The sequence below is a fragment of the Mucilaginibacter sp. genome (assembly GCF_025362475.1).
Lineage (GTDB): Bacteria > Bacteroidota > Bacteroidia > Sphingobacteriales > Sphingobacteriaceae > Mucilaginibacter.
Genome location: NZ_JANYGH010000058.1, coordinates 355,847 through 382,184, shown reverse-complemented (window position 1 = coordinate 382,184; position 26,338 = coordinate 355,847). Strand labels below are relative to the sequence as shown.

General features: G+C 40.3%; 23 protein-coding genes. 14 read left to right on the top strand and 9 right to left on the bottom strand.

What is annotated here, in order from left to right:
* Positions 1 to 103: 103 nt before the first annotated feature.
* The 9 genes from Q0R88_RS20285 (at position 104) to Q0R88_RS20245 (ending at position 9,084) form a co-directional block, all read left to right on the top strand.
* A complete protein-coding gene (locus Q0R88_RS20285) occupies positions 104 to 826 on the top strand; it encodes a head GIN domain-containing protein (RefSeq protein WP_295719712.1) in 723 nt (240 codons plus the stop codon).
* A 40-nt stretch (positions 827 to 866) separates the two neighbouring features.
* Positions 867 to 1,856 carry a cytochrome C gene (locus Q0R88_RS20280; RefSeq protein WP_295719709.1) on the top strand — a complete coding sequence of 330 codons (990 nt, stop codon included), beginning with the start codon at positions 867 to 869 and terminating at the stop codon, positions 1,854 to 1,856.
* 102 nt (positions 1,857 to 1,958) lie between these two features.
* Positions 1,959 to 3,314: a trigger factor gene (gene tig, locus Q0R88_RS20275; protein WP_295719707.1), complete on the top strand. Its 1,356-nt coding sequence runs from the start codon at positions 1,959 to 1,961 to the stop codon at positions 3,312 to 3,314.
* A 262-nt stretch (positions 3,315 to 3,576) separates the two neighbouring features.
* The gene (locus Q0R88_RS20270; protein ID WP_295719705.1) at positions 3,577 to 4,308 is read left to right on the top strand and encodes an ATP-dependent Clp protease proteolytic subunit; all 732 of its coding nucleotides are present in this window, start codon (positions 3,577 to 3,579) and stop codon (positions 4,306 to 4,308) included.
* A 164-nt stretch (positions 4,309 to 4,472) separates the two neighbouring features.
* A complete protein-coding gene (gene clpX / locus Q0R88_RS20265) occupies positions 4,473 to 5,711 on the top strand; it encodes an ATP-dependent Clp protease ATP-binding subunit ClpX (RefSeq protein ID WP_295719702.1) in 1,239 nt (412 codons plus the stop codon).
* Between the two features lie 143 nt (positions 5,712 to 5,854).
* Positions 5,855 to 6,709: an AMP nucleosidase gene (locus Q0R88_RS20260; protein ID WP_295719700.1), complete on the top strand. Its 855-nt coding sequence runs from the start codon at positions 5,855 to 5,857 to the stop codon at positions 6,707 to 6,709.
* Positions 6,710 to 6,827: 118 nt separating this feature from the next.
* Positions 6,828 to 7,445 carry a recombination mediator RecR gene (recR, locus tag Q0R88_RS20255; RefSeq protein WP_295719698.1) on the top strand — a complete coding sequence of 206 codons (618 nt, stop codon included), beginning with the start codon at positions 6,828 to 6,830 and terminating at the stop codon, positions 7,443 to 7,445.
* A 3-nt stretch (positions 7,446 to 7,448) separates the two neighbouring features.
* Positions 7,449 to 8,282, top strand: coding sequence for a glycosyltransferase family 2 protein (locus tag Q0R88_RS20250; RefSeq protein ID WP_295719696.1), 834 nt, complete (start codon positions 7,449 to 7,451; stop codon positions 8,280 to 8,282).
* Positions 8,269 to 9,084, top strand: coding sequence for an SDR family oxidoreductase (locus Q0R88_RS20245; RefSeq protein WP_295719693.1), 816 nt, complete (start codon positions 8,269 to 8,271; stop codon positions 9,082 to 9,084). The genes Q0R88_RS20250 and Q0R88_RS20245 overlap by 14 nt, the downstream gene beginning before the upstream one ends.
* Positions 9,085 to 9,192: 108 nt before the next feature.
* On the opposite strand, the gene Q0R88_RS20240 is transcribed toward Q0R88_RS20245, so the two are convergent.
* A complete protein-coding gene (locus tag Q0R88_RS20240; RefSeq protein WP_295719691.1) occupies positions 9,193 to 10,134 on the bottom strand; it encodes an ion channel in 942 nt (313 codons plus the stop codon).
* Between the two features lie 390 nt (positions 10,135 to 10,524).
* Here Q0R88_RS20240 and trpD point away from each other — a divergent pair, with 390 nt between their 5' ends.
* The 3 genes from trpD to trpA are packed head-to-tail and all read left to right on the top strand — an operon-like array spanning position 10,525 to position 14,105.
* Entirely contained in the window at positions 10,525 to 11,514 is a 990-nt protein-coding gene (trpD, locus tag Q0R88_RS20235; RefSeq protein ID WP_295719688.1) for an anthranilate phosphoribosyltransferase, read from the top strand.
* A 2-nt stretch (positions 11,515 to 11,516) separates the two neighbouring features.
* The gene (locus Q0R88_RS20230) at positions 11,517 to 13,325 is read left to right on the top strand and encodes a bifunctional phosphoribosylanthranilate isomerase/tryptophan synthase subunit beta (protein ID WP_295719686.1); all 1,809 of its coding nucleotides are present in this window, start codon (positions 11,517 to 11,519) and stop codon (positions 13,323 to 13,325) included.
* Between the two features lie 9 nt (positions 13,326 to 13,334).
* On the top strand, positions 13,335 to 14,105 hold the full coding sequence (gene trpA, locus Q0R88_RS20225; RefSeq protein WP_295719683.1) for a tryptophan synthase subunit alpha: 771 nt from the start codon (positions 13,335 to 13,337) through the stop codon (positions 14,103 to 14,105).
* A gap of 248 nt (positions 14,106 to 14,353) precedes the next feature.
* Here trpA and Q0R88_RS20220 read toward each other — a convergent pair whose 3' ends face one another.
* From Q0R88_RS20220 to Q0R88_RS20205, 4 genes are all read right to left on the bottom strand, one after another.
* On the bottom strand, positions 14,354 to 14,974 hold the full coding sequence (locus tag Q0R88_RS20220) for an L-threonylcarbamoyladenylate synthase (protein ID WP_295719681.1): 621 nt from the start codon (positions 14,972 to 14,974) through the stop codon (positions 14,354 to 14,356).
* Positions 14,975 to 15,216: 242 nt separating this feature from the next.
* The gene (locus Q0R88_RS20215) at positions 15,217 to 15,690 is read right to left on the bottom strand and encodes a hypothetical protein (RefSeq protein WP_295719678.1); all 474 of its coding nucleotides are present in this window, start codon (positions 15,688 to 15,690) and stop codon (positions 15,217 to 15,219) included.
* A gap of 203 nt (positions 15,691 to 15,893) precedes the next feature.
* A complete protein-coding gene (locus Q0R88_RS20210; RefSeq protein ID WP_295719676.1) occupies positions 15,894 to 16,247 on the bottom strand; it encodes a hypothetical protein in 354 nt (117 codons plus the stop codon).
* 241 nt (positions 16,248 to 16,488) lie between these two features.
* On the bottom strand, positions 16,489 to 16,926 hold the full coding sequence (locus Q0R88_RS20205; RefSeq protein WP_295719674.1) for a hypothetical protein: 438 nt from the start codon (positions 16,924 to 16,926) through the stop codon (positions 16,489 to 16,491).
* A gap of 219 nt (positions 16,927 to 17,145) precedes the next feature.
* Here Q0R88_RS20205 and Q0R88_RS20200 point away from each other — a divergent pair, with 219 nt between their 5' ends.
* Positions 17,146 to 19,158, top strand: coding sequence for a glycoside hydrolase family 127 protein (locus tag Q0R88_RS20200; protein WP_295719672.1), 2,013 nt, complete (start codon positions 17,146 to 17,148; stop codon positions 19,156 to 19,158).
* Positions 19,159 to 19,757: 599 nt separating this feature from the next.
* Positions 19,758 to 21,986, top strand: coding sequence for a putative Ig domain-containing protein (locus Q0R88_RS20195; protein ID WP_295719670.1), 2,229 nt, complete (start codon positions 19,758 to 19,760; stop codon positions 21,984 to 21,986).
* A 99-nt stretch (positions 21,987 to 22,085) separates the two neighbouring features.
* On the opposite strand, the gene Q0R88_RS20190 is transcribed toward Q0R88_RS20195, so the two are convergent.
* The 4 genes from Q0R88_RS20190 to Q0R88_RS20175 form a co-directional block, all read right to left on the bottom strand.
* Positions 22,086 to 22,991: a hypothetical protein gene (locus Q0R88_RS20190; protein WP_295719667.1), complete on the bottom strand. Its 906-nt coding sequence runs from the start codon at positions 22,989 to 22,991 to the stop codon at positions 22,086 to 22,088.
* A 165-nt stretch (positions 22,992 to 23,156) separates the two neighbouring features.
* Positions 23,157 to 23,984 (bottom strand): sterol desaturase family protein, encoded by an 828-nt coding sequence (locus tag Q0R88_RS20185; protein ID WP_295719666.1) that lies wholly within the window; start codon positions 23,982 to 23,984, stop codon positions 23,157 to 23,159.
* A 200-nt stretch (positions 23,985 to 24,184) separates the two neighbouring features.
* The gene (locus Q0R88_RS20180) at positions 24,185 to 25,189 is read right to left on the bottom strand and encodes a fatty acid desaturase (protein WP_295719664.1); all 1,005 of its coding nucleotides are present in this window, start codon (positions 25,187 to 25,189) and stop codon (positions 24,185 to 24,187) included.
* A 120-nt stretch (positions 25,190 to 25,309) separates the two neighbouring features.
* Positions 25,310 to 26,311 (bottom strand): hypothetical protein, encoded by a 1,002-nt coding sequence (locus Q0R88_RS20175; protein ID WP_295719662.1) that lies wholly within the window; start codon positions 26,309 to 26,311, stop codon positions 25,310 to 25,312.
* Positions 26,312 to 26,338 lie beyond the last annotated feature (27 nt).

Genomic DNA, 26,338 nt, shown 5'->3' with positions numbered 1-26,338 from the left:
AAGTCCATCATATATTCTGAAAAGCTATCGCTCAAATGCGGTAGCTTTTTTTATTTTTGGTGTAACTTCCTGTTTATAAACAACGTCATAAAAAAGAAACACTATGAAAAAGTTCAGTTTAAATATTGCGGTACTGATTGCTATGGTATCGGTAAGTATATTTACATCATGCCGTTACCGGTGTGTGCATGGTTCTGGTAATATTACTACCGAAAACCGCAAGGCCAATGAATTTAATAAACTGGACATTTCTGGAGAATTTAGGGTTCATTTAAAACAGGATAGCTCATTAACCCTTAGCATCACCGGCGATGATAATCTCCTTAAATATGTATCAACCTCTGTTGAGGGGAATCTGTTAACTATTAAATCTAAAAAGAATTTCTGCACTGATGATAGTATTGTTGTCAACATAGGAATTCGTTCCCTGAAAGAAATTGGCGCATCGGGCGCGGTAAGCGTATCATCGAACGGGAAAATAAATACCGGCGATATTAAATTTGATCTGTCGGGAGCTACTAAGATAAACCTTGACCTCAACGCGGCCAATGTAATAACCGAAGGCAGTGGTATGAGCGAACTTAATTTAACCGGACAGGCTGCATCACACCGTGTAGAATCAAGCGGGGTATCAAAGATCAACGCCTTTGATTTTGTGGTTGGTGATTATGAGATAAATACCTCGGGGGTAAGTCATTGCAGGATCAACGTATTAAAAACGTTAAACATACATTCAAGCGGTGCTGCCGATATTGAATATAAAGGTTCGCCATCAACAGTAAATAATGATAAGTCAGGGGCATCAACTGTAAAAAAGGTTGATTGATGCCGGCCTGTAAGTAAAACCCACAACCTTTTGCCTTATCATGAAAAAGTTTTTAAAGTATACAGCTTACCTTGTAGTAGCTGTAATTTTAATTGTAATTGCCGGTGTATCATACGTTACATTGGCCCTGCCCAATGTTGGCGAACCCGAAAATATTAAAGTTGAAATAACGCCGCAACGCCTTGAACGCGGTAAATATCTGGCTAATCACGTAACCTTGTGTATGGACTGCCACTCCACCCGCGACTGGAGCAAGTTTGCAGGTCCAATGGTTGAGGGCACCGATGGTATGGGCGGCGAAAAATTTGATAACAAAGTGGATTTTCCAGGCAACGTACAAGTGCCCAATATAACCCCATATCATTTAAGTAACTGGACCGACGGCGAATTATTTCGTGCTATAACCACGGGCGTTAAAAAAGATGGTTCGGCTATATTTCCGCTGATGCCCTGGCCGGGCTATTCAAAAATGAGCAGGGAAGATGTTTATGCTATTATAGCCTACCTGCGCAGCCTTAAACCGATCAAAACAGACTATCCCGAACGTAAGCTTGATTTTCCGTTGAACGTTTTAGTACACACCATGCCTCAGAAAGCAACTTTGGGTGCCGTACCAAATGAAAAAGACACACTGAAATACGGCGAATACCTGGTAACCATTGCAGCCTGTAAAGATTGCCACAGCCAGGTTAACCAGGGTAAAGCAATAGCCGGGTTGGAATATGCCGGTGGCCGCGAGTTTAAAATACCTGGTAATGGAACTGTGCGGTCGGCCAATATCACTACTGATAAAGTCACCGGTATTGGTTCATGGACAAAGGAGCAATTTGTTAATCGTTTTAAAACCTATGCGGATAGCTCACGGAAACCGGTTGACGTAGGACCTGCTGAATTTCAGTCAATTATGCCGTGGTATAGATATGCAGGTATGAAGGCCGGCGATCTTGAAGCTATATACGCCTATATGCGAACAATTAAACCGATAAAAAATAAGGTAAGTAAATTTACGCCCACGGAAATTAGGGATTAAATTAAAATAAATTCATACTTTTGCGCCTCGAAATTTGTATAGTCCGCAATTGATTTTCGGTCTACAGTTTCAATAGATCAAATTAACATACCCGGTAGAAAGATGAATATTACACAGGAAAAAGTAGATGCCCTGAATGCTGTTGTTAAAATCAACATTAACCCCGAAGATTATCAGCCACGTGTTGATAAAGCGATAAAGGAAAACGCAAAAAAAGCAAAATTGCCAGGTTTTCGCCCGGGTATGGTTCCCGCATCACATATAAAAAGAATGTATGGTAAAAGTATACTGGTTGAAGAAATCAATAACTTATTACAGGATACATTAACAAACTATATTGACGAGCAAAAGCTGCAGGTATTAGGCCAGCCATTGCCTAAGGTTGATGGTGAAAAAGAATATAACTGGGATTTTAACGATGATTTTGAGTTTAACTATGAACTGGGTTTAGCGCCTGAGTTTAATATCGACTTTTCATCAAATGATAAAGTTACCCAGTATGTGATCAAAGTTGATGATGAAACATTGGCTTCACGTATCAAAAATATTCGCCGTAGCTATGGCAAAATGACAAATCCTGACGTATCGGCAGATGATGACGTTCTTTATAGTGAATTAGTACAGCTTTCTCCGGATGGTAGTGTTTTTGAGGGTGGGATAAACAATACGGCATCCGTACGTTTAGATCAGATCAAGGATGAAGCCATTAAAGCTTCATTGATTGGCCTTAAAAAAGGAGATGTATTAACGTTTGATATTCAGAAAGCTTATGATAACGATGCAGCTAAGGTTGCAGGGTTATTAAAGATAGAAGAAGACGAGGCGGCTGATTTAAAATCGAACTTTCAGTTAACTGTTAAAAATGTTAACAGGTTAGAAGAAGGCGATTTGAACCAGGAGTTCTTTGACAAATTATTTGGTGAAGGTGTAGTAACAACCGAAGCGGAATTTACAGCTAAAATTACCGAAGAGCTTGAAACAATGATGGTGCAGGATTCTGAACGCAAATTGCAGGATGATATCTACAAAACAAGCATTGCTAAAGTTGATTTTAATTTACCTGACGAATTTTTAAAACGCTGGTTAAAAGCTACAAACGAAAAACTGACTGCAGAAGAGCTGGAAGGCGGTTATAATGATTTTGCTCAAAACCTTAAATGGACTTTGATCGAGAACAAAATAATTACTGATAACAAGATCGAATTAAAATACGATGAAGTTTTCGCTTTGGCTAAACAACGTTTAGATCAGCAATTCAGAATGTACAGCCCGCAGCCGATCCCTGAAGATCAGTTAGCGCAGTACACTGTTCAATACCTGCAAAACAAAGAGAATGCTAACAAGATATTTGAAGAGGTAAAAGCATTAAGGGTATTTGATTTTATTAAAAGTGTTATCACTTTAGATAAACAGGATATTTTGTTTACCGATTTTAATAAATTGGTTTCTGAAAAATAAGAAACCAATTTTGAATATAAAATTTACCAAAAGCAACTCACAAGGTTGCTTTTGGTGTATAATAGCATATTGTTAAAAGGCGTACCTCGCAATGACGGTATCGAAGAACCGGTAAAACGGAACCTAATGGTAGTCCCTTAACCTTCATCAACAAAAATAATTTTTACTTTATACAAACTATCTTTCTAAAATTGTATTCAACTAAAAACTATATTTATCGCAGGCAAAAAGCCTGCACCTAAAATTAACATACACAAAAACCATGAGTAGTAACATCGATAAGAACGAATTCAGAAATTACGCTGTTAAACACCACCGTATTAACAGTATTTACGTAGATAAATATATTTCAAATATTGAGCACAGTCGTACCCCAAGTGGTATTGCAACTGTACCAACCGGCATGACTCCTTATATTATTGAGGAACGCCAGCTAAATGTGGCCCAGATGGACGTGTTCTCACGTTTGATGATGGATCGAATCATTTTCCTGGGTGATGCTATTTATGAAAATATTGCAAACATTATTCAGGCTCAATTGCTATTCCTGCAATCGGCAGATAGTAAACGTGATATCCAGATCTATATCAATTCACCTGGAGGCTCGGTTTATGCAGGTTTAGGTATTTATGATACCATGCAATTCATTTCAAATGATGTAGCAACAATTTGTACAGGTATGGCTGCCTCAATGGCTGCCGTATTATTATGTGCAGGTACCGAAGGTAAGAGGGCCGCATTGCCACATGCAAGGGTAATGATCCACCAACCATCGGGAGGCGCGCAGGGCCAGCAATCAGATATTGAAATCACTTACCATGAAATCACTAAGCTGAAAAAGGAACTGTACCAGATAATTGCCGATCATAGCGGTGCACCATATGAAAAAGTTTGGGATGCATCTGATCGTGATTACTGGATGATTGCCGAAGAAGCCAAAGAGTTTGGAATGGTAGATGAGATTTTAAAAGGCAGCAAAGGTAAGAAAGTATAAATCTGAAAGTTTGAAGGACTTGTTCTGGAAAACAAAAGATAAGTAGTCAGAAAGTCCGGATTGAGATTTTTCATTCCGGACTTTACTGACTTTCGTGGACTTACTAACCGAGATGTTTTTTTTTATCACTCCAATTAACTAATTTTGATTAAGTAAAGAATCAGATGAATAAGAACAGTAAGGAAATCAGATGTTCGTTTTGTGGCGCTGGTAAACAGGATTCCCTGATGTTGATTGCGGGGCTCGACGCTCATATTTGTGATAAGTGCGTTAACCAGGCTAATGAAATATTAGCTGAGGAGTTAAAGGTACGTAAAGTAAAAGCCTCGCCTTTGGCTCCGGCTTTGCTTAAACCATACGAGATCAAGACTCACCTGGATCAATATGTTATCGGGCAGGACGATGCCAAAAAGATATTATCCGTAGCCGTATACAATCATTACAAACGCCTTAATCAGCGTATTGATAAAGATGAAGTTGAGATTGAAAAATCAAACATCATTATGGTTGGTGAAACAGGTACGGGTAAAACCCTGCTTGCAAAAACACTGGCTAAAGTACTTAATGTTCCGTTTTGTATTTGCGATGCTACCGTGTTAACCGAAGCTGGCTATGTGGGCGAGGATGTGGAAAGCATACTTACCCGTTTACTGCAGGCCGCTGATTATGATGTAACCCTTGCCGAAAAAGGTATTGTTTATATTGACGAGGTTGACAAAATTGCCCGCAAAAGCGATAACGCCAGTATCACCCGGGATGTATCCGGCGAAGGTGTACAGCAAGCGTTATTGAAAATACTGGAAGGTACTATGGTTAATGTACCCCCTCAGGGTGGGCGTAAACATCCGGATCAGAAAATGATCACGGTTAATACCAGTAATATACTATTTATTTGCGGTGGCGCCTTTGATGGTATCGATCGTAAAATAGCAAACCGCCTGCGTACCCAAACAGTTGGTTATAAATTGAAGCGTGATGATGGTGAGGTGGATATGAAAAACCTGTACAAGTACATTACCCCGCAGGATTTGAAATCATTTGGCTTGATACCTGAGCTTATTGGCCGCTTACCTATTTTAACGTATTTAAACCCGCTTGATAGGGAAGCATTACGCGATATATTAACAGAGCCTAAAAACTCATTATTGAAACAGTACAAGAAATTGTTTGAATATGAGGGTGTAAAGCTTGATTTTGAAGATGAAGTGCTTGAGTTTATTGTTGATAAAGCAATGGAATTTAAACTTGGAGCAAGGGGCTTACGATCAATTTGTGAAGCTATCATGATTGATGCTATGTTTGAGTTCCCATCAAAAAAAGATATAAAACGTTTGCATATCACGCTTGATTATGCACATGAAAAATTTGAAAAATCGGATCTGAAAAAATTAAAAGTAGCTTAACAATTAATACCAATTGAGGTAGCTATCTTTATTAAAATAAATGCAGACCCTGGTGCAACGCCGGGGTTTGTTGTATATGCAGAAATTTTCAACAGGCAGCTTCAGGGCTGCCATTGGAGATTAAAAGCAAAAATATTACGTATATGAACGAAAATTTAAATGTTAAAAAAAATCCTACTGATGCTGGTGTAGTAAAAGAAGTAGGTACCCCCGTAAAATCGGGATTGAAAACAAAAGAGGCCATTGTTGCCAACTGGCTTCCGCGTTATACAGGCAGACCGCTCGAAGCTTTTGGTGATTACATCATATTGACCAATTTTTCTAAATACATCCAGCTGTTTTCCCAGTGGAACGATGATGCGCCAATTATGGGCTTAGAGAAACCGATGCAAAGCGTTACAGCAAACGGTATAACTATCATAAACTTTGGTATGGGAAGCTCGGTTGCAGCTACTGTAATGGATTTGCTTACTGCTATTCACCCCAAAGCGGTTATATTTTTAGGTAAATGCGGCGGTCTTAAAAAGAAGAACAACGTAGGCGATCTTATCCTGCCCATAGCGGCCATCAGAGGCGAAGGAACATCAAACGATTACCTGCCACCAGAAGTGCCCGCATTGCCGTCGTTTGCCCTGCAGAAAGCCATATCTACCACCATTCGTGATTTTTCACGCGATTACTGGACAGGTACATGCTATACAACCAACCGTCGTGTTTGGGAACACGATAAAGTGTTTAAAAAATATTTGAAGGATTTGCGTGCCATGGCCGTTGATATGGAAACAGCTACCATCTTCACAACCGGTTTCGCTAACAAAATACCAACAGGTGCATTACTGCTTGTATCAGACCAGCCAATGATTCCTGAAGGTGTAAAAACCGCCGAAAGTGATTCTGCAGTAAGTGAGCAATTTGTTGAAACGCACTTGAAAATAGGTATCGAATCATTAAAACAATTGATCAATAACGGCTTAACAGTGAAGCACCTGAAGTTCTAAGGATGGTGAACGGGTTGATTAGGTGAGTGGTTGGAAAGGCCGGTTGTTTTAAAACGATTTGGTTCTTTCGGGCTTACCCCTGCTTTTAGACTTCCTTACTTATTGTTAACTTCGCAAAATGAACTTTTCGTCCAAATTACTGGAAAACGCTGTTGCCGAGTTTGCTAAACTACCGGGGGTGGGCCAAAAAACCGCCCTGCGTTTGGTTTTGCATTTGCTGAACCAGGATAAGCAGGAAGTGGAGCGGTTTAGTACTACTATCAGCAAACTGCGTAATGAAATTCAGTTTTGCTCCGTTTGTCACAATATATCTGATAATTCAGTTTGCGAGATCTGTTCATCCCACAAGCGCGATCAGAGCCTGATTTGCGTTGTTGAAGATACCCGGGATGTAATGGCTATTGAAAATACCAATCAATATAACGGGGTATATCATGTACTTGGGGGCTTAATATCCCCAATGGATGGGGTAGGCCCATCAGACTTGCAGGTTGATACTTTGGTAGAGCGCTTAAAGGCAAATGAAACCAAAGAGATCATTTTTGCCCTTAGCGCAACTATGGAAGGGGATACTACCTTGTTCTATCTTCATAAGAGAGTAAAATCTTTCAATATTACCATATCAACCATAGCCCGTGGCATAGCCTTTGGGGGTGAATTGGAGTACGTAGATGAGATCACCTTAGGGCGGTCCATTGCTACACGTGTTCCGTATGAAAATTCGCTGTCAAAGTAAGATATGAAACTATCCTTAATCATTGTAAATTACAATACCTGTCATATGCTCAGGATTGCCCTTAATTCGCTTGTAAGGGCCGCTTTGGGTATTGAGTACGAGATTTTTGTGATAGACAATGCATCTACAGATAAATCTGTAGATATGATTAAGAGTGAGTTTCCTGATATTAAAGTAATAGTTAATACATACCATGCCGGCATGGCTAAGGCTTATAACCAGGGTATCAAAGAAGCTACAGGAGAGTATATTTTAGTAGTCAATGCGGATACTATTACAGGCAAAAAAACAATTGAGAAGTCGCTTGAATTTATGGATCTGCATTTAGATGCCGGTGGCGTGGGGGTGCGTATGATAACGCCTGATGGCAGGTTTCTAACAGAATCAAAACATGGCTTTACACAACCATGGGAGGTGTTTTTCAAGCTTACGGGCTTGGCAAAACATTTTTCAAAATCGCGTTTAACAGATATGCAGCGTAAGGATTGGGTAGAGGAGTTTCAAACATCAGAAACTGATGTGCTGAATGGCGCTTTTATGCTCATGCGCAAAGAGGCTATTAATCATGCCGGGTTGTTTGATGAACGCTTCCATACTTATGGATATGATATTGATCTGAGCTATCGGATCAGGCTTGCCGGTTTTAAAAATTACTATTTCTCTAAAACATATATTATAAACTTCAACATTAAAAACAGGACTAAATTTAGCTGGAGTTACCTTAAGGAATTTTATGGCGCGATGATTATCTTCGCCACCAAATATTTATTTAGGGTGCCCGAAATTAAAGTGGAGGGACTACCGCAGCTATTCCCGTCTACTTATGAAGTTAAATGATAAAGTTATAGTTATTACCGGCGCGTCATCAGGCATCGGAAAATCATTAGCTATTGAATGTGCCAAACGTGGCGCCACCGTTGTACTTGCCGCCCGCCAGTATGTAACCCTTTGTATTATAACGGCAGATATTGAAAGGCGTTATCAAACCAAAGCATTAGCCATACAATGCGATGTAACAGTTGAGGATGATTGCGCTCAACTCATTAAACAAACCCTTACAACTTTTGGTAAAATTGATGTACTGATCAACAATGCGGGCATATCCATGAGGGCCTTGTTTAAAGATGTTGACCTGAAGGTATTAAAATCCTTAATGGATGTTAATTTTTGGGGAACAGTATATTGTTCCAAGTATGCCCTGCCCGAAATCACCAAAACCCAGGGCAGTATAGTTGGCGTATCATCTATTGCCGGCTATAAAGGCCTGCCCGGCCGTGCTGGGTATTCCGCTTCAAAGTTTGCCATGAATGGGTTTCTGGATTCGCTTAGAGTGGAGAACCTGAAAACCGGTGTTCATATCCTGACTGCCTGTCCCGGTTTTACTGCATCCAATATTCGCAATACAGCGCTTAATAATGAAGGCATAGAGCAAAGAGAAAGTACATTGGAAGAGGACAAGATGATGACATCTGACCAGGTGGCTAAAATTATTGTTGATGGCGTAGAAAATCGCTCACGTACCCTTATCATGACCACACAGGGAAAACTAACCGTATTGTTGAGCAAGTTATTGCCAGCTTTTTTGGATAAGATGGTGTATAATGTTTTTGCAAAGGAGAAGAACCCGCTGTTGAGATAATTCATGTGTCTGAACCGGAATTTATTGAATTTGCAGAATGTTAAAATTCGTGTAATTCTACAAATTCGATAAATATCGGTTCAGAAAAATATAAGCGCCAACAAGCTGCTAAACCAGCTCATAGTCACTAATTGTGCTCAGATCCAGCACCACCCGTCCTTCTTCATTACGCTGAAAGGCTGGTTTAAATTTGGCACCCCATATAATATCATCATACTGATAAGATGTGCGCGAGTGAACCGTTTGGGAGAAAGTATCATCAAATGTTTTTAAAATAACGGATAGCCCTGCCTGGGTTCTTTCCAGTTCTTCGGGGGTAATGTCTTTTAGCGGGCTGTTATCGTCAAGCGGGTGTACCACCGTCCAGTTAAGGGTTAAAATGCTTACAGACTTACGTTCCAGTTCCAGCTGGAAAAATTTACGAATCACTTTACCATTAACTTCATCGTTATAGCTAAATACAACCTCCATTTCCAGGTCGATCAAAATATTGCGGCGCATATTAGCCAGGCGGAACATTAATCCGCGGCCATTTTCACGATATGGGGCAATCAGCACCTTATCGCTATACAGTATTTTAGCCGATGGCCTGGAGAAGCGCCCGTAAAGTAAGCCAGTTGCCAGGGCAAAAGCCAGCAAACCCATCATCGATTCAAATGCGGCTACACTATTTGCAGCCATCCCCCTGGGGCTTATATGTCCGTAACCCACTGTTGAAATGGTTTGCGCCGAAAAAAAGAAGGCATCCATAAAGTGGTCAAAACTGGTATTACCACTTTTGCCATCAAGCACGTCCGGGCCAATCGAAACATAAATGAAGGCGAAAATAATATTGGCTGTTAAATAACCGCTTAAAACTATTGCCCAAAACTTACTCCAGCTCATGGTAATAAGCGCGTGGTAGTTATTTGAGGTATTAAAAAATGGCAGCCCGGTACGTTTTACATTAATAGAACCATCCTTATTAATAACCGGCTGGCTTTTAACAACTGGCTGCGTACCAAAGCCAAGGTCATCTTCGGGGTTTATTTTTTGCGTTTGTATAGCCATTTTTTTTAATTAATGAATTAGTGATTTAGTGAATTATTGATTTTTATAACGAAAGGGGGCCGCCTTTGCCAATTCAGTAAATCGATAATTCAGTAATTCAATAATTGCTTCTCTGTAAATTTATCAATCTGTTTGTTTTTATAAAAACTATTTCCATATTTGTGGCGTAAATGAAAATGAACGCATTAAATAACAATTGGTGGTGGCTTAACGAGTAATCGTGAGGCAATTCCGTTTTTTTGTTTTTTAAACACAATATTCAGAAGGGTTGCCATACGGTAACCCTTTTTTTATGCCTCACGGGCTCCTGAAGGGGGAGCGATAAACCGGGGCAAATAATAAATAACGTAAATCAAAAAATCCTCCTTTTGGGAGGGCGGGGGCGAGCATATGAAACAGATACTTAATCATCTTTTTGAACACAAAACCTTCAGCAGGGAGCAGTCGAAAGTTATTTTGATGAACATTGCGCAGGGCAAGTACAACAACTCGCAAATGGCAGCTTTTATGACGGCCTATTGCATGCGCAGTATTACCGTAAATGAGCTGGAAGGTTTCCGGGACGCCATGCTGGAGCTTTGCCTGCCAATTGATCTGGAAACAGGAGAACTGATAGATCTTTGCGGCACAGGTGGCGATGGAAAGGATACGTTCAATATCTCCACACTGGCTTCATTTGTGGTTGCCGGCGCGGGTTACAAAGTGGCCAAACACGGTAACTATGGCGTATCATCGGGGTGCGGATCATCAAACGTGATGGAGTATTTAGGCTACCAGTTTACCAATGATGCCAATAAGCTGAAAAGAGGAATTGATAAGGCAAATATTTGTTTTTTGCATGCACCGTTATTTCACCCCGCTATGAAAACTGTGGCTCCCATCCGCAAAGAATTGGCTGTAAAAACCTTTTTTAATATGCTTGGTCCCCTTGTTAACCCCGCAAAGCCAGAAAATCAACTGGTGGGTGTGTTTAACCTGGAGCTGGCGCGGGTATATGCTTATCTTTACCAAAAATCAAGCATTAAATACACTATAGTAAATGCTTTGGAAGGTTATGATGAAGTTTCGCTCACCTGCGATTTTAAAACATTTTCTGCCGAAGGTGAAAAGATAAATAGTGTTGAAAGTTTAGGGTTCGAAAAATTGAATCCCGCTGATATAGCCGGTGGAGATACAGTAAGCGCATCAGCTGCGATATTTAGCAGTGTGCTTCATGCCAACGGAACCACGGCACAAAATAATGTAGTGCTTTCAAACGCTGCACTGGCCATAAAAACCATCTGCCCCGAAAAAACTTTTGCCGATTGTTTTTATGAGGCTGAAGAAGCTTTGTTAACTAAAAAGGCCCTTAATAGTTTTAATCTTTTATTGCAGAACTAAGCATGAAAATAAAAGTTTGTGGTTTAAGAGATCCGGAAAATATAAAAGCCGTAGCAGCCTTAGGGCCGGATTACGTAGGCTTTATATGTTACGGCCTTTCGCCAAGATACGTTGCTGAGCTACCTGGGGATGTATTGAAAGCTTTGCCCGCGAACATCCGGAAAACTGCAGTTTTTGTAAATGAAAGTGCGGAGACTATAAACTCATTGATAGATAAATATGCTTTTGATGTGATCCAGTTGCATGGCGATGAAAGTGCGGAGTTTAGCAACAGTTTCAGGAATAGGGTTACTGTTTTTAAAGCTTTTGGGTTGAATGATGATTTTAATTTCGACCAACTTACAGCTTATGAGAACAAAGTTGATTATTTTCTGTTCGATACCAAAACCGCTGCTTATGGTGGTTCGGGTAAAACATTTAACTGGGATATGTTGAATAATTACAAACTGGCTGTCCCATTTTTTTTATCGGGCGGCGTCAGTTTGGATAACATGGATGAAATAAAAAAAATTGATCACCCGCAATTTTATGGGGTTGATCTGAATAGTCGTTTTGAAACGGCGCCTGGTGTAAAAGACATCAGCAAGCTAAAACAAGCATTTGATATTATCAGAAACAAAATATTACCAATGAAGTACGGAGTTAACGAACATGGTTATTACGGCGATTTTGGCGGCGCCTACATCCCCGAAATGCTGTACCCAAACGTGGAGGAACTAAGACAGCAATACCTCAGCATCATTAACGATGCCGGTTTCAAAGCTGAATTTAACGACCTGCTGAAAAATTATGTGGGCCGGCCTTCGCCTTTATATCATGCTAAAAGATATTCTGAAAAGTACGGTGCCAGTATATTTTTTAAGCGCGAGGACCTGAATCACACAGGTTCGCATAAGATCAATAATGCCATAGGGCAGATTTTACTGGCTAAACGCCTGGGTAAAAAACGCATCATTGCCGAAACCGGTGCCGGGCAGCATGGTGTAGCTACAGCCACAGTTTGTGCCCTGATGGGTATAGAGTGTGTTGTTTATATGGGCGAGATCGACATGGCCCGCCAGGCTCCTAATGTATCGCGCATGAAAATGTTGGGTGCTACGGTAAAACCGGCTTCATCTGGCAGTAAAACACTTAAGGATGCTACAAACGAAGCCATGCGCGATTGGATTGCTAACCCGGTTGATACGCATTACATCATTGGGTCGGTTGTTGGTCCTTACCCATATCCCGATATGGTGGCCCGTTTTCAATCGGTTATATCCGAAGAAACAAAAAAACAGTTACTTGAACAAACTGGTAAAGAGCTCCCGGAATATGTGATGGCCTGCGTGGGCGGTGGCAGTAATGCAATGGGGATGTTTTACCATTTTTTAGATGATGAGCAGGTAAAACTGATTGCTGTTGAAGCAGCAGGTAAAGGTGTTGATAGCGGCCACTCGGCAGCAACAACCTTTTTGGGCCATGAAGGAGTATTACATGGCAGCCGTACCATACTAATGCAAACGCCGGACGGGCAGGTTGTAGAGCCATATTCTATTTCGGCAGGGTTAGATTATCCTGGTATTGGTCCGCAGCATGCGCATTTGTATAAGATAAACCGCGCGCAATATACCAGCATTACCGATGACGAAGCTTTGCAGGCAGGTTTACTGTGTTCACAAATGGAAGGCATTATACCGGCAATTGAAACAGCACACGCATTGGCGCAGCTGGAGAAAATGACATTTAAGTCCGATGATACGGTAGTGATCTGTATTTCGGGCAGAGGAGATAAGGATCTGGATACATATATAAAATATTTTAATTTTTAGTTCGATATAATGAACCGCTTAAACCAGCTTTTCACATCAAAAAAGGATAACCTGTTATCCATCTACTTTACAGCCGGGTATCCTGCAATAAATACCACAGTTGATATTGCCGCGGCGTTGGAAAAAGCCGGAGCTGATTTCCTGGAAATAGGTTTTCCATATTCTGATCCTGTTGCCGACGGACCCACCATTCAGCATAGTTCTGAACGGGCCTTAGAAAACGGAATGACCTTAAATATGTTATTTGAGGAACTAACCGAGCTGCGAAAAAGGGTAACAATCCCTATCCTGCTGATGGGGTATTTTAACCCTATAGTACAATACGGTATCGAACGTTTCTGCAAAAAAGCAGCCGAACTGGGTGTTGATGGTATTATAGTTCCGGATTTGCCTATGTACGAATATGAGCAAATGTATTCCAGTTATTTTATTGATAATAACCTGAGCAATATATTCCTGGTTACACCTCAAACATCCGAAGATCGTATCCGCAAGATTGATGAATTGAGCAATAGCTTCATTTACCTTTTATCTTCCTCATCTATAACCGGCGGTAGTTTGCAGCTTACCAATAGCATTGAGGATTACTACAAACGTATTAAAGCTATGGAGTTAAAAAATCCAACAATAATTGGCTTCGGGATATCAGACAATAACACCTTTAAACAAGCCTGCACTTACGCAAACGGTGCCATTGTGGGCAGCAAGTTTGTAAAATTGCTGGAAGAAGAGAATTATATGGAAAAGATTCCGGGATTTATAAAATCGATAAGGCCGTAAATTATAAAAATGGCATTGCAGGAGGTATAAAACTCCCTGACTCTGAAGGAGAATAGATGTTTTAAAAAGTTTGTCATCCTGAACGCAGTGAAGGATCTATTCGCAGATTTACAGGGCGAAGAAGCATGGTGAATAATAGATCCTTCACTGCGTTCAGGATGACAAAAATTTTAAAAAAAACGGTATAAGTACTCAATAGTAATCAATTGCTTACATTTTCTTCGTTCTTCGTAATGAGACATCTTTTACTACAAATACATCTCCAAATCACCTTTACCTTCACGGATAATTTCAAAGTCGCCGGCTGTGCAGTCTACTACGGTTGATGCCACGTTATCGCCATAGCCGCCGTCAATCACTATATCAACCAGGTCTTCGTATTTCTCGTGGATCAGTTCCGGGTCGGTAGCATATTCCATAATTTCATCGTCGTCTTTTATAGAGGTTGAAAGTATGGGATTGCCCAAAACACGTACAATTTCGCGGGCTATATTATTATCGGGCACCCTGATACCAACCGTTTTTTTGTTGGAGCTCAAAAGCTTTGGCACCATGTGGCTGGCATTAAATATAAAAGTGAACGGCCCCGGCAACGCTTTTTTAAGCACCCGGAAGGTGGTATTATCTATTGGTTTGATATAATCAGATATGTGACTCAGATCATAACAGATAAAGGAAAAATTAGCTTTTTCGGGTTTAATATTCCTGATCTTGCAGATAGCTTCTATGGCTCTATGATTGGTAATATCGCAACCTAAACCGTAAATAGTATCGGTAGGATAAATGATCAGGCCGCCTTTGCGCAACACATCCACAACCTGTTCTATTGCTTTGGGGTTCGGGTTTTCGGGGTATATTTTAATGAGCATAATAGTTAGACAAATATACCTTTAAGTTAGTTTAAAAAATGTGTAATTGCGCTTCAATAAAGCACAGTGAGTTTAATTTCACTTTATAAGGTAGTAGTGTTTCGCTATTGGGTAACAAGAAATGTTAGCAATGCAAATGGAGAGCATTATTATGCTCGCCATTTACACTTCTAATTATAAATAAGAATATTTCTTTGCGGGAGGTCTATCCCAAGTTGAACAGAATAATAAGGTTGAATGTGTTATTCTTTTATAAAGTACGATATTTCGGTTATTTTGTCGGTAGCACCAGGAGGTGTGAAGTTTTCGTTATAAAGCACCATTTTAGATGAGCTAATGAATTTTATAGTATAAGTCTTGGTTACCGCTGCTGTTGTATACCCTTGTATAACCTGTTTCTGATGAATGGCTGTGATAATATTGCCGTCTATTGTGTAAGTATATTTAGATGCGAAATCAGTAGGCCCTTGAGTTAGTCCCCCTCCATTTTTATCAAATTGTTCAAAGAAGGTTCCGTCAAATTTAACACCTCCGCCGTCGGTAAAAATGCCGGTTACTACTCCGTTTTCGTATACTTTTACAGTATCCTGGGTATAAACCCATTTTCCTACTAATAGTGTGGCATTTGGATTAGTAGTTGCCGGTTGTGGTCCCTGATTTTTTTTACAAGAAAATAAGATCGTAATAAGTAATAATACAGGCAGAATTTTTTTCATTTAGTTGTGATATGTTTTAAGATGCCATAAATATATCACAATAATAATAACTCTTAGGTTTATATAAAAAGCTATTAAGACGAAGTTAATACCTACCGATTGCTGGAAATGTGTTATTAATTTCTCGATTACACAGCGGTAAACAAACGTTACGTGCAGAAAAAAAACTATAAAAGCCCATGTAAAGGATTTTTATAAATTGCCTATTTCCTTTTCAATGTGGTGTGCGCCTTAGCTCCATTTACCGCAATATCAACCCCGATTGAGTCGCCATAAAACTTGCCGCTATGCGGAATCTCCATATCGCCTAACGTTACGGTGAATGTGAATTTATCGCCGTTTATTTTACCGTCATCAATAGGTAGTTCGCCTTTAGGTGTTTGTGCGGTGCCGGTTAATTTATCGCCATCAATTTTAAAGTTATAAACCAGTGGATATTGATCACCATTGTCTGTGGTGAGGATGCCCGCCCATTTGCCGGCGAAATCGGCAAAGGCAGCAAAACAGGTTAAAAAGCATAATGATAACAAGGCAGTTGTTAAAAATTTTCTTTTCATGGATGTTGTTTTTATCTGCCGGTAAAAGTAAAATCCCTATTAAAATTTATCATGAACAATAGGTTAAGTTTCATTCAATTTACCCGTGAAGAAAATGTGCCGGATTTGCCAAATTTATAAATGATTCAAATGGAGATTTGGGCAGAATGCGGACGGCGCCTTGTTAGGAGAGGAGGGCAGATATTGCCATAAAAAAGCGTGAGGTGAAAGGCATTCATCTCACGCAAAGAAGTTATTAAGGCTACTCAAATTTATCGGCTATTACCTGGATCTTCTTTCCTGGCTTTTCCTCGGCTTCAAACGTAAGCGTAACTTTGCCCGCTGCACCGGTAATAGTTATAGTGGCGTTTTTTTCGTGGTCGCCATTTTCATCACTAAGTTTTGCTTTAATAACTGTTTTACCTTCTTTAAAAGGCGTTTTCCAGTCGCAGGTTTTTGAGCTGATTTGTCCCGACATCTTATGATCCTCACCTCCGGGAACAATGGTTATTTCTGTTTTAGAAATAGTAATAACCGTGTGTTCATCCCTGCTGTCAATGTTGCCCTGATCATCAAGCTGACTTGTTTTTGATGATGTTAAGGTCACGGTTTGGTCGCACTGTGCAAAACCTGCTGTGGTGCCGGCTACCATCAAAAAGATGATGATAAGCGTTTTTTTTAAGTTGAATGCTGTTTTCATTTGTTGATTATTAAATTTTAAATAAAGATAAATGTTTTATATAGTATTATGCAATACAAAGTACTATATAAATTACATCTATTGTCAGTGTTTTAAATTGATTTTCCATTGAGCTAATTTTAGGCTTCTACAGGCTAAAAATTAATTATTGTAAAAAGAACAATTAATGTACATTTGAAATATAGTACCTTTTATTGTAGCCTATTATTTTAACCCGTTATGAATAAAAAAATATGTTTATTAATAGCTGTATGCTGCAGCTTTTCGGCATTTGCACAAAAACAGCAGGATTACCCCATACAGCCGGTTTCGTTTACCAGTGTAAAGCTTACCGATCATTTTTGGACCTCGCGTATCGAAACCAATCGAACAGCAACAATTCCGGCATCTTTTGCACGTTGCGAAAGCACAGGCAGGGTTAAAAACTTTCAAATGGCGGCTGCTCACTCGGGCAAGTTTTGTACTACCTATCCGTTTGATGATACCGATATTTATAAAACCATTGAAGGAGCTTCTTACTCTTTAGCAGTTCATCCCGATAAGCAGCTGGATCATTACCTTGATTCGCTTATTACCATAGTTGGCAAGGCGCAGGAACCAGATGGCTACCTATACACCGCCCGTACCATTGATCCCATACATCCACAAGCCTGGGCAGGGCCGGAAAGATGGGTTAACGAGCAGAATATGAGCCACGAGCTATATAACTGCGGTCACATGTTTGAAGCCGCTGCAGCTCATTATATGGCCACAGGCAAGCGTAACTTTTTAAACATCGCCCTAAAAAATGCCGATTTGCTGGTACGCACTTTTGGCCCGGGTAAAAGAACTGTAGCACCGGGGCACGAGATTGTGGAAATGGGCCTGGTACGCCTGTATCGCATCAGCGGCAAAAAAGAATATCTTGACCTGGCCAAGTTTTTTATTGATGCCCGTGGTCACAAGGAATATAATACAAAAAGCAAAAATCCATTCGAGAATGGTGTTTACTGGCAGGATAATACACCTGTTACCAACCAGGATGAAGCCGAAGGACATGCTGTAAGGGCTATGTACTTATACTCGGGAATGACAGATGTTGCCGCGCTTACCGGTGATAAAGAATACATAGCTGCCATTGATAAGATATGGGAGAACATGGTAAGCAAAAAAATATACGTGCAAGGCAGTATTGGTGCTGTTGGAGATGGAGAACGCTTTGGCGGTAATTACGAGTTGCCTAATACAACAGCTTACAATGAAACCTGTGCGGCCATAGGCAATGTGTTTTGGAACCAACGTATGTTTTTACTCCATGGCGATTCTAAATACATAGATCTGTTGGAGAAAACCCTATATAATGGATTAATATCGGGTGTAGGCCTTGATGGTAAATCTTTTTTTTACACCAATGCCATGCAGATCCGCGATAGCTTTACGCATCCGGATATTGAGCGTGAGCGTTCTGGTTGGTTTACCTGCTCATGCTGCCCAACCAATATTGTACGTCTTATTCCGTCTATCCCCGGTTATATGTACGCTCAAAACGGAAAGGATGTTTATGTGAATCTGTTCATCAGCGGATTGGCAAATTTAAAAGTGAATGATAAAGCGCTTAAAATAACCCAGCAAAATAATTACCCATGGGATGGCGGCTTGGTATTCAATATTGATCCTACCGCGGCTATGGATATGAATCTTAGGATCCGTATACCGGGATGGGCGCAAAATGAAGCTATCCCGTCTGATCTGTACAGCTATGAAAAATCATCGGCACAAAAAATAGCAATCAAAGTGAACGGCAAAGCTATTGATTACCAAATGGAGCACGGATATGCGGTAATCAGCAAAAAATGGAAAAAGAGCGATAAAGTGGAACTAACCCTGCCTATGGATGTGCAGCGCGTTATTGCCAACCAAAAATTGAATGACGATAATGGTAAAGTTGCTATCCAGCGCGGCCCTATCATGTACTGCGCCGAGTGGAAGGATAATGCTGGTAAACCCAGTAGTTTCATTATACCTAAGGATGTTGTTTTTACCCCATCATATGATGCTAATTTGCTAAATGGCGTTATGACTTTAAAGGCCGAAGTGAAAAGTGTTAATGTTGATGAGGCTGCTCAAAATGTAAGCACAGGTAACAGCACTTTAACAGCTATTCCATATTATTCATGGGCAAATAGGGGCAAAGGAGAGATGACAGTATGGTTTCCTGAGCAGGTAAAATTTGTTGACCTGCTGAGTAAGTAGAGGAACTTAATTTCATCGTTATTTCGAGGTGTGTTGTAATGAGATGATTGTAAGCTTGTTGATATAAGTATATATCTAATACCCATGAGGTATTTGCTAAAACCCTTTTTGTCATCCTGAGGAACGAAGGATCTACTCTTCACCATGCTTCTTCGCCCTGTAAAGTTTGCGAATAGATCCTTCGTTCCTGCCTATGACGTATTGGGTTTTGAGGCGTGTGGGCCTGTCAGTCTGAGCCTGTCGAAGACTCGCGCGGAGAGGCCTTTGCCCACTATCCTTCGACAGGCTCAGGATGACAGCCATTTTTGTTACGTCATTTTCTTCTTTAGAGCCACAGGATTTTATCACTCAGGATGACAAACCTTTTTAACGTCATTGTCCGTTCAGTGTCCCCTGGATTTTACCACTCAATGACATGGTGGTTGTTTCAATTAAAGTCCCTTGTGCTTTTTATTGAATAAATGTTATGTATACATTTCTATTTTCTTGAAAACTTTATACCTTTAAAAAGTATAAACAACCAGTAAACCATTCTGAATCAATTATAAGCTACCCTTAGTTTTAAGGCGGCTTGTGATTGTATCATTAAACAATTAATTATGATAAGAAAGATTTTTACAATGCTACTGCTTGGCGCGTTTTTTTCAGGCGCATCGGCACAAGAAGTTTCCATAAGCAAAGGCTGGAAATTGGCTGTTGGGGATTCGGTGCAATGGGCATCACCAACTTATAATGATCAGCACTGGCAGGCTGCTAACCTTAATGACAACTGGGAGCGCCAGGGTCACCCCAATTATGATGGCTTTGGCTGGTATCGTACCAAAGTGGTGATCCCATCATCATTAAAAGAAAAATCTTTCCTGAAAGATAGCCTTCGCTTAAACCTGGGTACTATTGACGATAACGATGAAGTATACCTGAATGGTAAGCTGATAGCTAAATATGGCGGCAATGGCGGTACTATAAAAGATGGACACTACGGAGGTCGCTCCTATACTATAGCTGCAAACAATCCGGCTATTTTGTGGGATAAAGAAAATGTACTGGCCGTACGGATATTTGATACAGGCGGCGATGGCGGTATGGTTAGCAGCGGTTACGGCAGTGTGTTTAGTATTACCATGGCCGATGTGATGGATCATGTAGCCGTTAATACCGATGCTGATTTTGAATATGGCGACAATAACAGCCTTAGTAAAAGTGTTAAGCTCTTTACCACAAACCAGTACCAATACTCCGGAAAATTGGCCTTCAAAGTAACCGATCCCGAAACCAACGCTGTATTGTATGAAAAGACTAACGATGCTACCTTTACTAAAGGGAAACCGTTCACCTATTCATTTTCTATAGCGCGTTTGGCTAAAAAATCATACACCATTAGCTATACGTTTACAGATACTAAATCGGGTAAAGTGATTGTGCAAACCGAAACTACTCCCTATATCCTTACCCCTTATCCATCGGCCAAGGTGAAAATAAATGGAGCTGATGTATTTGGCGCACGTCCGGGTCACCCGTTTTTGTACCTGATACCAGCATCTGGTAAAAAGCCCTTAACCTATAAGGTGAGCGGTTTGCCCGAAGGCTTGAAGCTTGATGCTGCAACAGGGGTGATAAGCGGTACTGTAGCTCAAAAAGGAGATTACCCGGTTACTTTTACAGTAAGTAATACACTGGGTGCAAAAGTTAAAAAATTTACGATTAGTATTGGCGACAATATAGGTTTAACACCAGCACTTGGCTGGAACAGCTGGAACGCATGGGGCTTAAGTGTAAATGACAGTAAAGTGCGTATATCGGCGAAAGCAATGATTGATAAGCTGAGCGCGCACGGCTGGGCTTACATTAATATAGATGATGGATGGGAAGCAGAACAAAGGGCATCAGATGGTAAAATTGTTACCAACAGCAAATTCCCGGATATGAAAGGACTAACCGATTATGTACATAGCTTAGGTTTGCGGATGGGGATTTATTCATCGCCGGGCTCGCGTACCTGCGGCGGTTATTTAGGCAGCTGGCAACATGAAGATCAGGATGCACAAACTTATGCTGATTGGGGCATTGATTATTTAAAATACGACTGGTGCTCATACTCTGAAATAGCTCCAAAGCCCGACCTGGCCGAATTGAAAAAACCTTACCAGGTAATGCAGGCTTCATTGGGTAAAGTAAACCGCGATATCATGTATAGCCTTTGCCAGTACGGTTGGGGCAATGTATGGGAGTGGGGTGCCGAAGTTAACGGCAATAGCTGGCGTACAACAGGAGATATCCAGGATACATGGCAAAGTATGTCAACCATAGGTTTTAACCAGGGGCCGGCTGCATTGCATGCACAGCCAGGTCATTTTAATGATCCTGATATGTTAGTTGTAGGTAAAGTAGGATGGGGGCCAAGCCTGCATAATACACGCCTTACTTTTGATGAGCAGTATACACACATCAGCTTATGGAGCCTGTTGGCATCGCCATTATTGATTGGTTGCGATATGGGCCATCTGGATAGCTTTACATTGAGCCTGTTAACAAATGATGAAGTGTTGGCCATTGATCAGGATGCTTTAGGCAAAGGAGCAAGTCAATACGTTAAAAAAGATGATTACCAGGTTTGGGTAAAGGAATTAAAAGACGGCGGCAAAGCTATTGGTTTGTTTAACACATCTGATAAATACCAAACTATTAGTCTTGATAAAAGCGATCCGGCGATAAGCGGCTATACCAAATTCAGGGATGTATGGCAGCAGAAATATATCATTAGTAGTGGTAAAACCTTAACTGCAAGTGTAGCGCCGCATGGCGTACTGTTGGTGAGGGTAGAGAAATAGTATCAGTATACTATTATAGCAATTGGAGTATGGCAATCGCGAACTTTGCAGAGTTGATCTGTATAGTTCGCGATTGCTTTGTTTATAGCAATATGGTTTTTATTTCTGCGGACTATTGTAATAGTAAACAGGCGAAAATACACCCTCGCTTGTGGTGTAATATCCTTTACCATCGGGTGTAAAACCTATTGCTTCGCCTTGCTTTTCGGCTACGTAGGGTAATTCTCTTGGTTGTTTTACCATGGTATCCCAGGCATGTTCATTAGGCAGGCGGCGCCAGTAGTAAACCTTTTCGTAGCTCTTTAGTACAATCTGCTGTCCATCTTTTGATATATCGCCCGCCGTGATCCATTTAAAAGGTCTGAAGCCCGGGAAAAATAACTTAGCCCTTTTGGTTAGGGTAAGTGTATCATTGGCGGTAAAATTTAATGGCGACGTATAAACTGCTACAGAATCGCCTCGTTTGCTAACAATATATAATAGTTTTTCAACGGGGTCTATCATTAAAGTTTCCGCATCCTTTGGCCCATCGGTGTATTTAAAATGGATAGCTACCGGCACGGCATGGGTTATGGTATCGCCGGCCCATGAAGTACTTTCCATAAAACGGTAAACGGTAATGTATTTTCTTGAACCGTTATTATCACCAATATCACCCAGGTAAACATAGCTTTTACCTTTTTTTGGCCCCGGCCCTACGGCTATATCTTCGCAATCTTTTACGCCTAAGCGTTCGGTTTTGTCGCCGGTAAAATAAATAGTGCTTTTTAGTTCTCCTTTTTCATCTATAGAAAAAAAGCGGCTTGTATCACCACTATCATTGTGCACATAATAAATATCTGGGTTTATGGATGAAGCGGCAATGCCCGAAGTTTCATCCATTTGCTTATTGTTGAGCGTGCCACTTATATCCTTTTTATCAAGCAAACGGTGCCTGGCATATGACCCCAAAAAGAGCAGCATAATCAGGGGTATAAGGATTTTTAATTTTCTTCTTCTGCTCATCTAAATTGTTAAGAATAATAACGCAAATAAATCATATTATTATGAAGTTCGCATTAATTATATGGTATTCTTGTACATCTGCACAAAAATGCTGCCAACAAGTTACTTGCGCAAATTTAGCTTAAGGAATTTAAACACAAGTTGTGTTTATGTAATAATTGATAATTATCGCTGCCTTTGAGGATGATCGAATTTTTGGAAAGGGATCTTTATCACATTTACAAACTTTCCGTTCAAATTTTCGTCCATGTGGGTGTCAATGCCGAAAACTGTGTCTTCTTTTTCTAAATTGCCGTAGGTGCCAAAAATTCCGTCCCAGATGCTTAATACATCCCCATAGTTACAATCTGTATAAGGTAATTGGTAATGGTGGTGTACATGGTGTAGGTTAGGTGTAATAAATACCAGCCCAACAATCTTGTTAACCTTTGCCGGTAGTCTAAACTCAGTATGTGCAATGATGTTGGAGAATGATTGGAAAGTTTGCCTTAAAATAAGGGCGGCAATAGCAGGGCCGCATATAAATACCCAAAGCATTAAAAAGCAGGTGCGTATACAGGTTTCGCACGGATGTTCTCTTAGCGTGGTTGATACATCTACCCTAAGATCGCTGTGGTGAACCAGGTGAAATTTCCACAATGGCTCGGCTTTGTGCATCGTAACATGATATACATATTCGCAAAAGTCAAGCATTACAAATAAACCGATGTAGTAAACCCAGGGATTTGTATGGTAGGGTATAAAATTGATAAGTCCCCAATGATGAACAGTAGCCCATCCGGATATTAAAACAACAAAAGTTGTTAACAGCAGTTGCAATGGTAAGGCCGTAAAAATAAAAAGCGTGTTAACTGATGAATGCTTCCATTTGGTTTTAATACCATCAAATGATACTATCATTTCGGCAAACCATAAGCTTGTTATTACACCGGCATATAAGAGTACTTGGGTCAGATCTTCGTGCTGAGAAAAAAATGAGCTCAGTTTGTGCATAGTTAAATTAAATAGGGACCTAAAGGTAGTGAATATGTTACCGTTTCCTTAACCCCACGTTAATTCTTCATTATTTATTCATCTTTCTGAGCAAAAAAATAACGATAATATTTCCCTGTTTAATGCAGTAAGTATTTCTGTTTCAGTGTTATTATAGGGCAATAAAAAAGGGCTCTTTTCAAAGCCCTTTCATTTTAATACTATTTAGTCATCTCCATTTCCACATCGGGTTTTGAAACATCTGTTAATGCAACCCGGCCCCGATCTTTACGGAGGATACGGTTGAATAGTGATATTTCCCGATCAAAAAGAAATTGGAAAAATAACTTGGTCCATGAAGTATGGAAGTGTAATGTGTCGTAATATTCAGGAGCAGTTTTCTTTATCTCAGGAAGTTTATTCCAAGGTATTGAGGGGAAATCATGGTGCTCGTTGTGGAAACCTACGTTGAACGCTACCGCGTTAAAGTTACCGTAGTAACTGTAAGTTTCCTGTTCAATAGTATGAGTAAGATAATGCTCCTGGATCCAGCGTGCACCAAGCGGGTGTAAGCCTACCGAAAAAGAAAAACTTAATAGTAAAAACGCAACTGAATGCCAGCCCATAAAATAAGCTATCGCCGTGGTGAAGATCACCTGCAAAACAAAGTTGGTAACTATCCAGCCGTCAATAGGATGAATCTCTCTTAACCTTGATAAACGGAACAGTTGAAACACCGGGAAAAATAACAGCCATATCGCTTTACCAAAAAATGAATTGCTTATCAGTTTAGCCTCCCATCTGTTTGGCAAATCGGCGTCCAACTCATGCACACCCTGAAAAGAGTGGTGCTTAATGTGGTACTTTTCAAAAGATATAGCGCTTGGCAATATTTGCGGCAAATTGGCAAACATAGATGCCCAGCGGTTTGCATTACGGTTTTTAAACAGCAGTTGGTGAGTACATTCGTGAATCATCACAAACAAAGCATGATCAGCAAAGGCGCCCAATAAATAGGCCGCGCCAAAAACAAACCACCAGGATTGATCGCGCAAAAACCAGGCTAAAACCACCTGGAAAGCCACTAAACCAATAATAGCAAATATAGTATTTGGATTTTTACCTATCAGTTTGCGAAGATGCGGAAACTGCTTTAGAATTTTTTTTGTACGAATACGATGTGGTTCAGACTCCTGGGAATAAACAAAATCAGTTCTCTTAATCATATAATATATAAACGTTAAAGATAGCAATAACGTTTTTGAAAATATCATTTAGTAGTCAAAATAAAAAATCCTTATAAAATCTTCATGCCGTTTTCATAAAGATTTTATAAGGATTTTTATTTATTGTTGTTTGTAAATCAGTACTTTAAATGTATTTGGTAACGCCTTGCGGGTACCGGGTTCAAATTCTGCAACGCTTAAATAAATTTTATGGGTTTCGGTATCTAAAGCCAGAGTTTTGGCACGCACAGGAGTTTTTAGTACTTGAACAACGCTGTATTCATCTGCCGATTTTTGTTTTATTATGGTAGTTGTACCATCACCGCATGAGCAAAATATCAATTTAGTTTCGGGGTCATAAGCTACTGCATCAACACCGGCGCCAATAGGAAGGGTTGCTGTAACTTTGCCGGTATTGATATTAATTACGCTAATACCTTTGTTTTCGCGGCAAACGGTAAACAGGCGTTGACTGGCGGCATCCAATGCCAGCCCTGTAGGACCGCCACATGGCGCAAGCTGATAGTTTTTTACCACTTTAAGTGATTTGCTGTCAATTACATTCAGACTGCTTTTATCTTCCAGGTTGTTGTAGATTTTGCCTTTGCCATCTGATACGGCAAATTCAGGGCCGCCGCCTAAAGCTACGGTGCCTACCTGTTTCAAGGTTTTAGGGTCGATAACGGATGAATTGTTGCTTTCGCCGTTAAAACTGAAAACTCGATCGGAGTAGGGATCATACATAATAGCATCCGGGCCGTTTGCATCCTTAAGCGGGATGGTTGCAATAATTTTCAGTGTTTTTAAATCAAAAGCTACAACCGAGTTTGATTTGCCATCGGTAATAAAGCCACGGTTCAATTTATTTACAATGGCAATGCCATGTACACTCTTCATGTTGTCAATGGAACCTACGGGTTGCTCGGTAATTAAATTGATAACATTTACCTGTGTGCCATGTGATACATATAAACGGTGATTTACTTTATCAATAGCCAGGTAGTCGTAACCACCGTCGCCGGGTAGGGATATGGTTTTATCAGCTACATAGGTTTGAGCTTTTAAGGCCATAGGAGCTAAGGCCGTTGCCAGTAATGCAAGAATTAAAATTTGCTTTTTCATTTTTGTTGGGTCTGTTTATACGAATGA

Bases quoted from the DNA above. Each gene is read 5' to 3' on its own strand.
- Q0R88_RS20285 (WP_295719712.1), top strand. From the start codon at position 104: ATGAAAAAGTTCAGTTTAAATATTGCGGTACTGATTGCTATGGTATCG.
- Q0R88_RS20280 (WP_295719709.1), top strand. From the start codon at position 867: ATGAAAAAGTTTTTAAAGTATACAGCTTACCTTGTAGTAGCTGTAATT.
- tig (WP_295719707.1), top strand. From the start codon at position 1,959: ATGAATATTACACAGGAAAAAGTAGATGCCCTGAATGCTGTTGTTAAA.
- Q0R88_RS20270 (WP_295719705.1), top strand. From the start codon at position 3,577: ATGAGTAGTAACATCGATAAGAACGAATTCAGAAATTACGCTGTTAAA.
- clpX (WP_295719702.1), top strand. From the start codon at position 4,473: ATGAATAAGAACAGTAAGGAAATCAGATGTTCGTTTTGTGGCGCTGGT.
- Q0R88_RS20260 (WP_295719700.1), top strand. From the start codon at position 5,855: ATGAACGAAAATTTAAATGTTAAAAAAAATCCTACTGATGCTGGTGTA.
- recR (WP_295719698.1), top strand. From the start codon at position 6,828: ATGAACTTTTCGTCCAAATTACTGGAAAACGCTGTTGCCGAGTTTGCT.
- Q0R88_RS20250 (WP_295719696.1), top strand. From the start codon at position 7,449: ATGAAACTATCCTTAATCATTGTAAATTACAATACCTGTCATATGCTC.
- Q0R88_RS20245 (WP_295719693.1), top strand. From the start codon at position 8,269: ATGAAGTTAAATGATAAAGTTATAGTTATTACCGGCGCGTCATCAGGC.
- Q0R88_RS20240 (WP_295719691.1), bottom strand. From the start codon at position 10,134: ATGGCTATACAAACGCAAAAAATAAACCCCGAAGATGACCTTGGCTTT.
- trpD (WP_295719688.1), top strand. From the start codon at position 10,525: ATGAAACAGATACTTAATCATCTTTTTGAACACAAAACCTTCAGCAGG.
- Q0R88_RS20230 (WP_295719686.1), top strand. From the start codon at position 11,517: ATGAAAATAAAAGTTTGTGGTTTAAGAGATCCGGAAAATATAAAAGCC.
- trpA (WP_295719683.1), top strand. From the start codon at position 13,335: ATGAACCGCTTAAACCAGCTTTTCACATCAAAAAAGGATAACCTGTTA.
- Q0R88_RS20220 (WP_295719681.1), bottom strand. From the start codon at position 14,974: ATGCTCATTAAAATATACCCCGAAAACCCGAACCCCAAAGCAATAGAA.
- Q0R88_RS20215 (WP_295719678.1), bottom strand. From the start codon at position 15,690: ATGAAAAAAATTCTGCCTGTATTATTACTTATTACGATCTTATTTTCT.
- Q0R88_RS20210 (WP_295719676.1), bottom strand. From the start codon at position 16,247: ATGAAAAGAAAATTTTTAACAACTGCCTTGTTATCATTATGCTTTTTA.
- Q0R88_RS20205 (WP_295719674.1), bottom strand. From the start codon at position 16,926: ATGAAAACAGCATTCAACTTAAAAAAAACGCTTATCATCATCTTTTTG.
- Q0R88_RS20200 (WP_295719672.1), top strand. From the start codon at position 17,146: ATGAATAAAAAAATATGTTTATTAATAGCTGTATGCTGCAGCTTTTCG.
- Q0R88_RS20195 (WP_295719670.1), top strand. From the start codon at position 19,758: ATGATAAGAAAGATTTTTACAATGCTACTGCTTGGCGCGTTTTTTTCA.
- Q0R88_RS20190 (WP_295719667.1), bottom strand. From the start codon at position 22,991: ATGAGCAGAAGAAGAAAATTAAAAATCCTTATACCCCTGATTATGCTG.
- Q0R88_RS20185 (WP_295719666.1), bottom strand. From the start codon at position 23,984: ATGCACAAACTGAGCTCATTTTTTTCTCAGCACGAAGATCTGACCCAA.
- Q0R88_RS20180 (WP_295719664.1), bottom strand. From the start codon at position 25,189: ATGATTAAGAGAACTGATTTTGTTTATTCCCAGGAGTCTGAACCACAT.
- Q0R88_RS20175 (WP_295719662.1), bottom strand. From the start codon at position 26,311: ATGAAAAAGCAAATTTTAATTCTTGCATTACTGGCAACGGCCTTAGCT.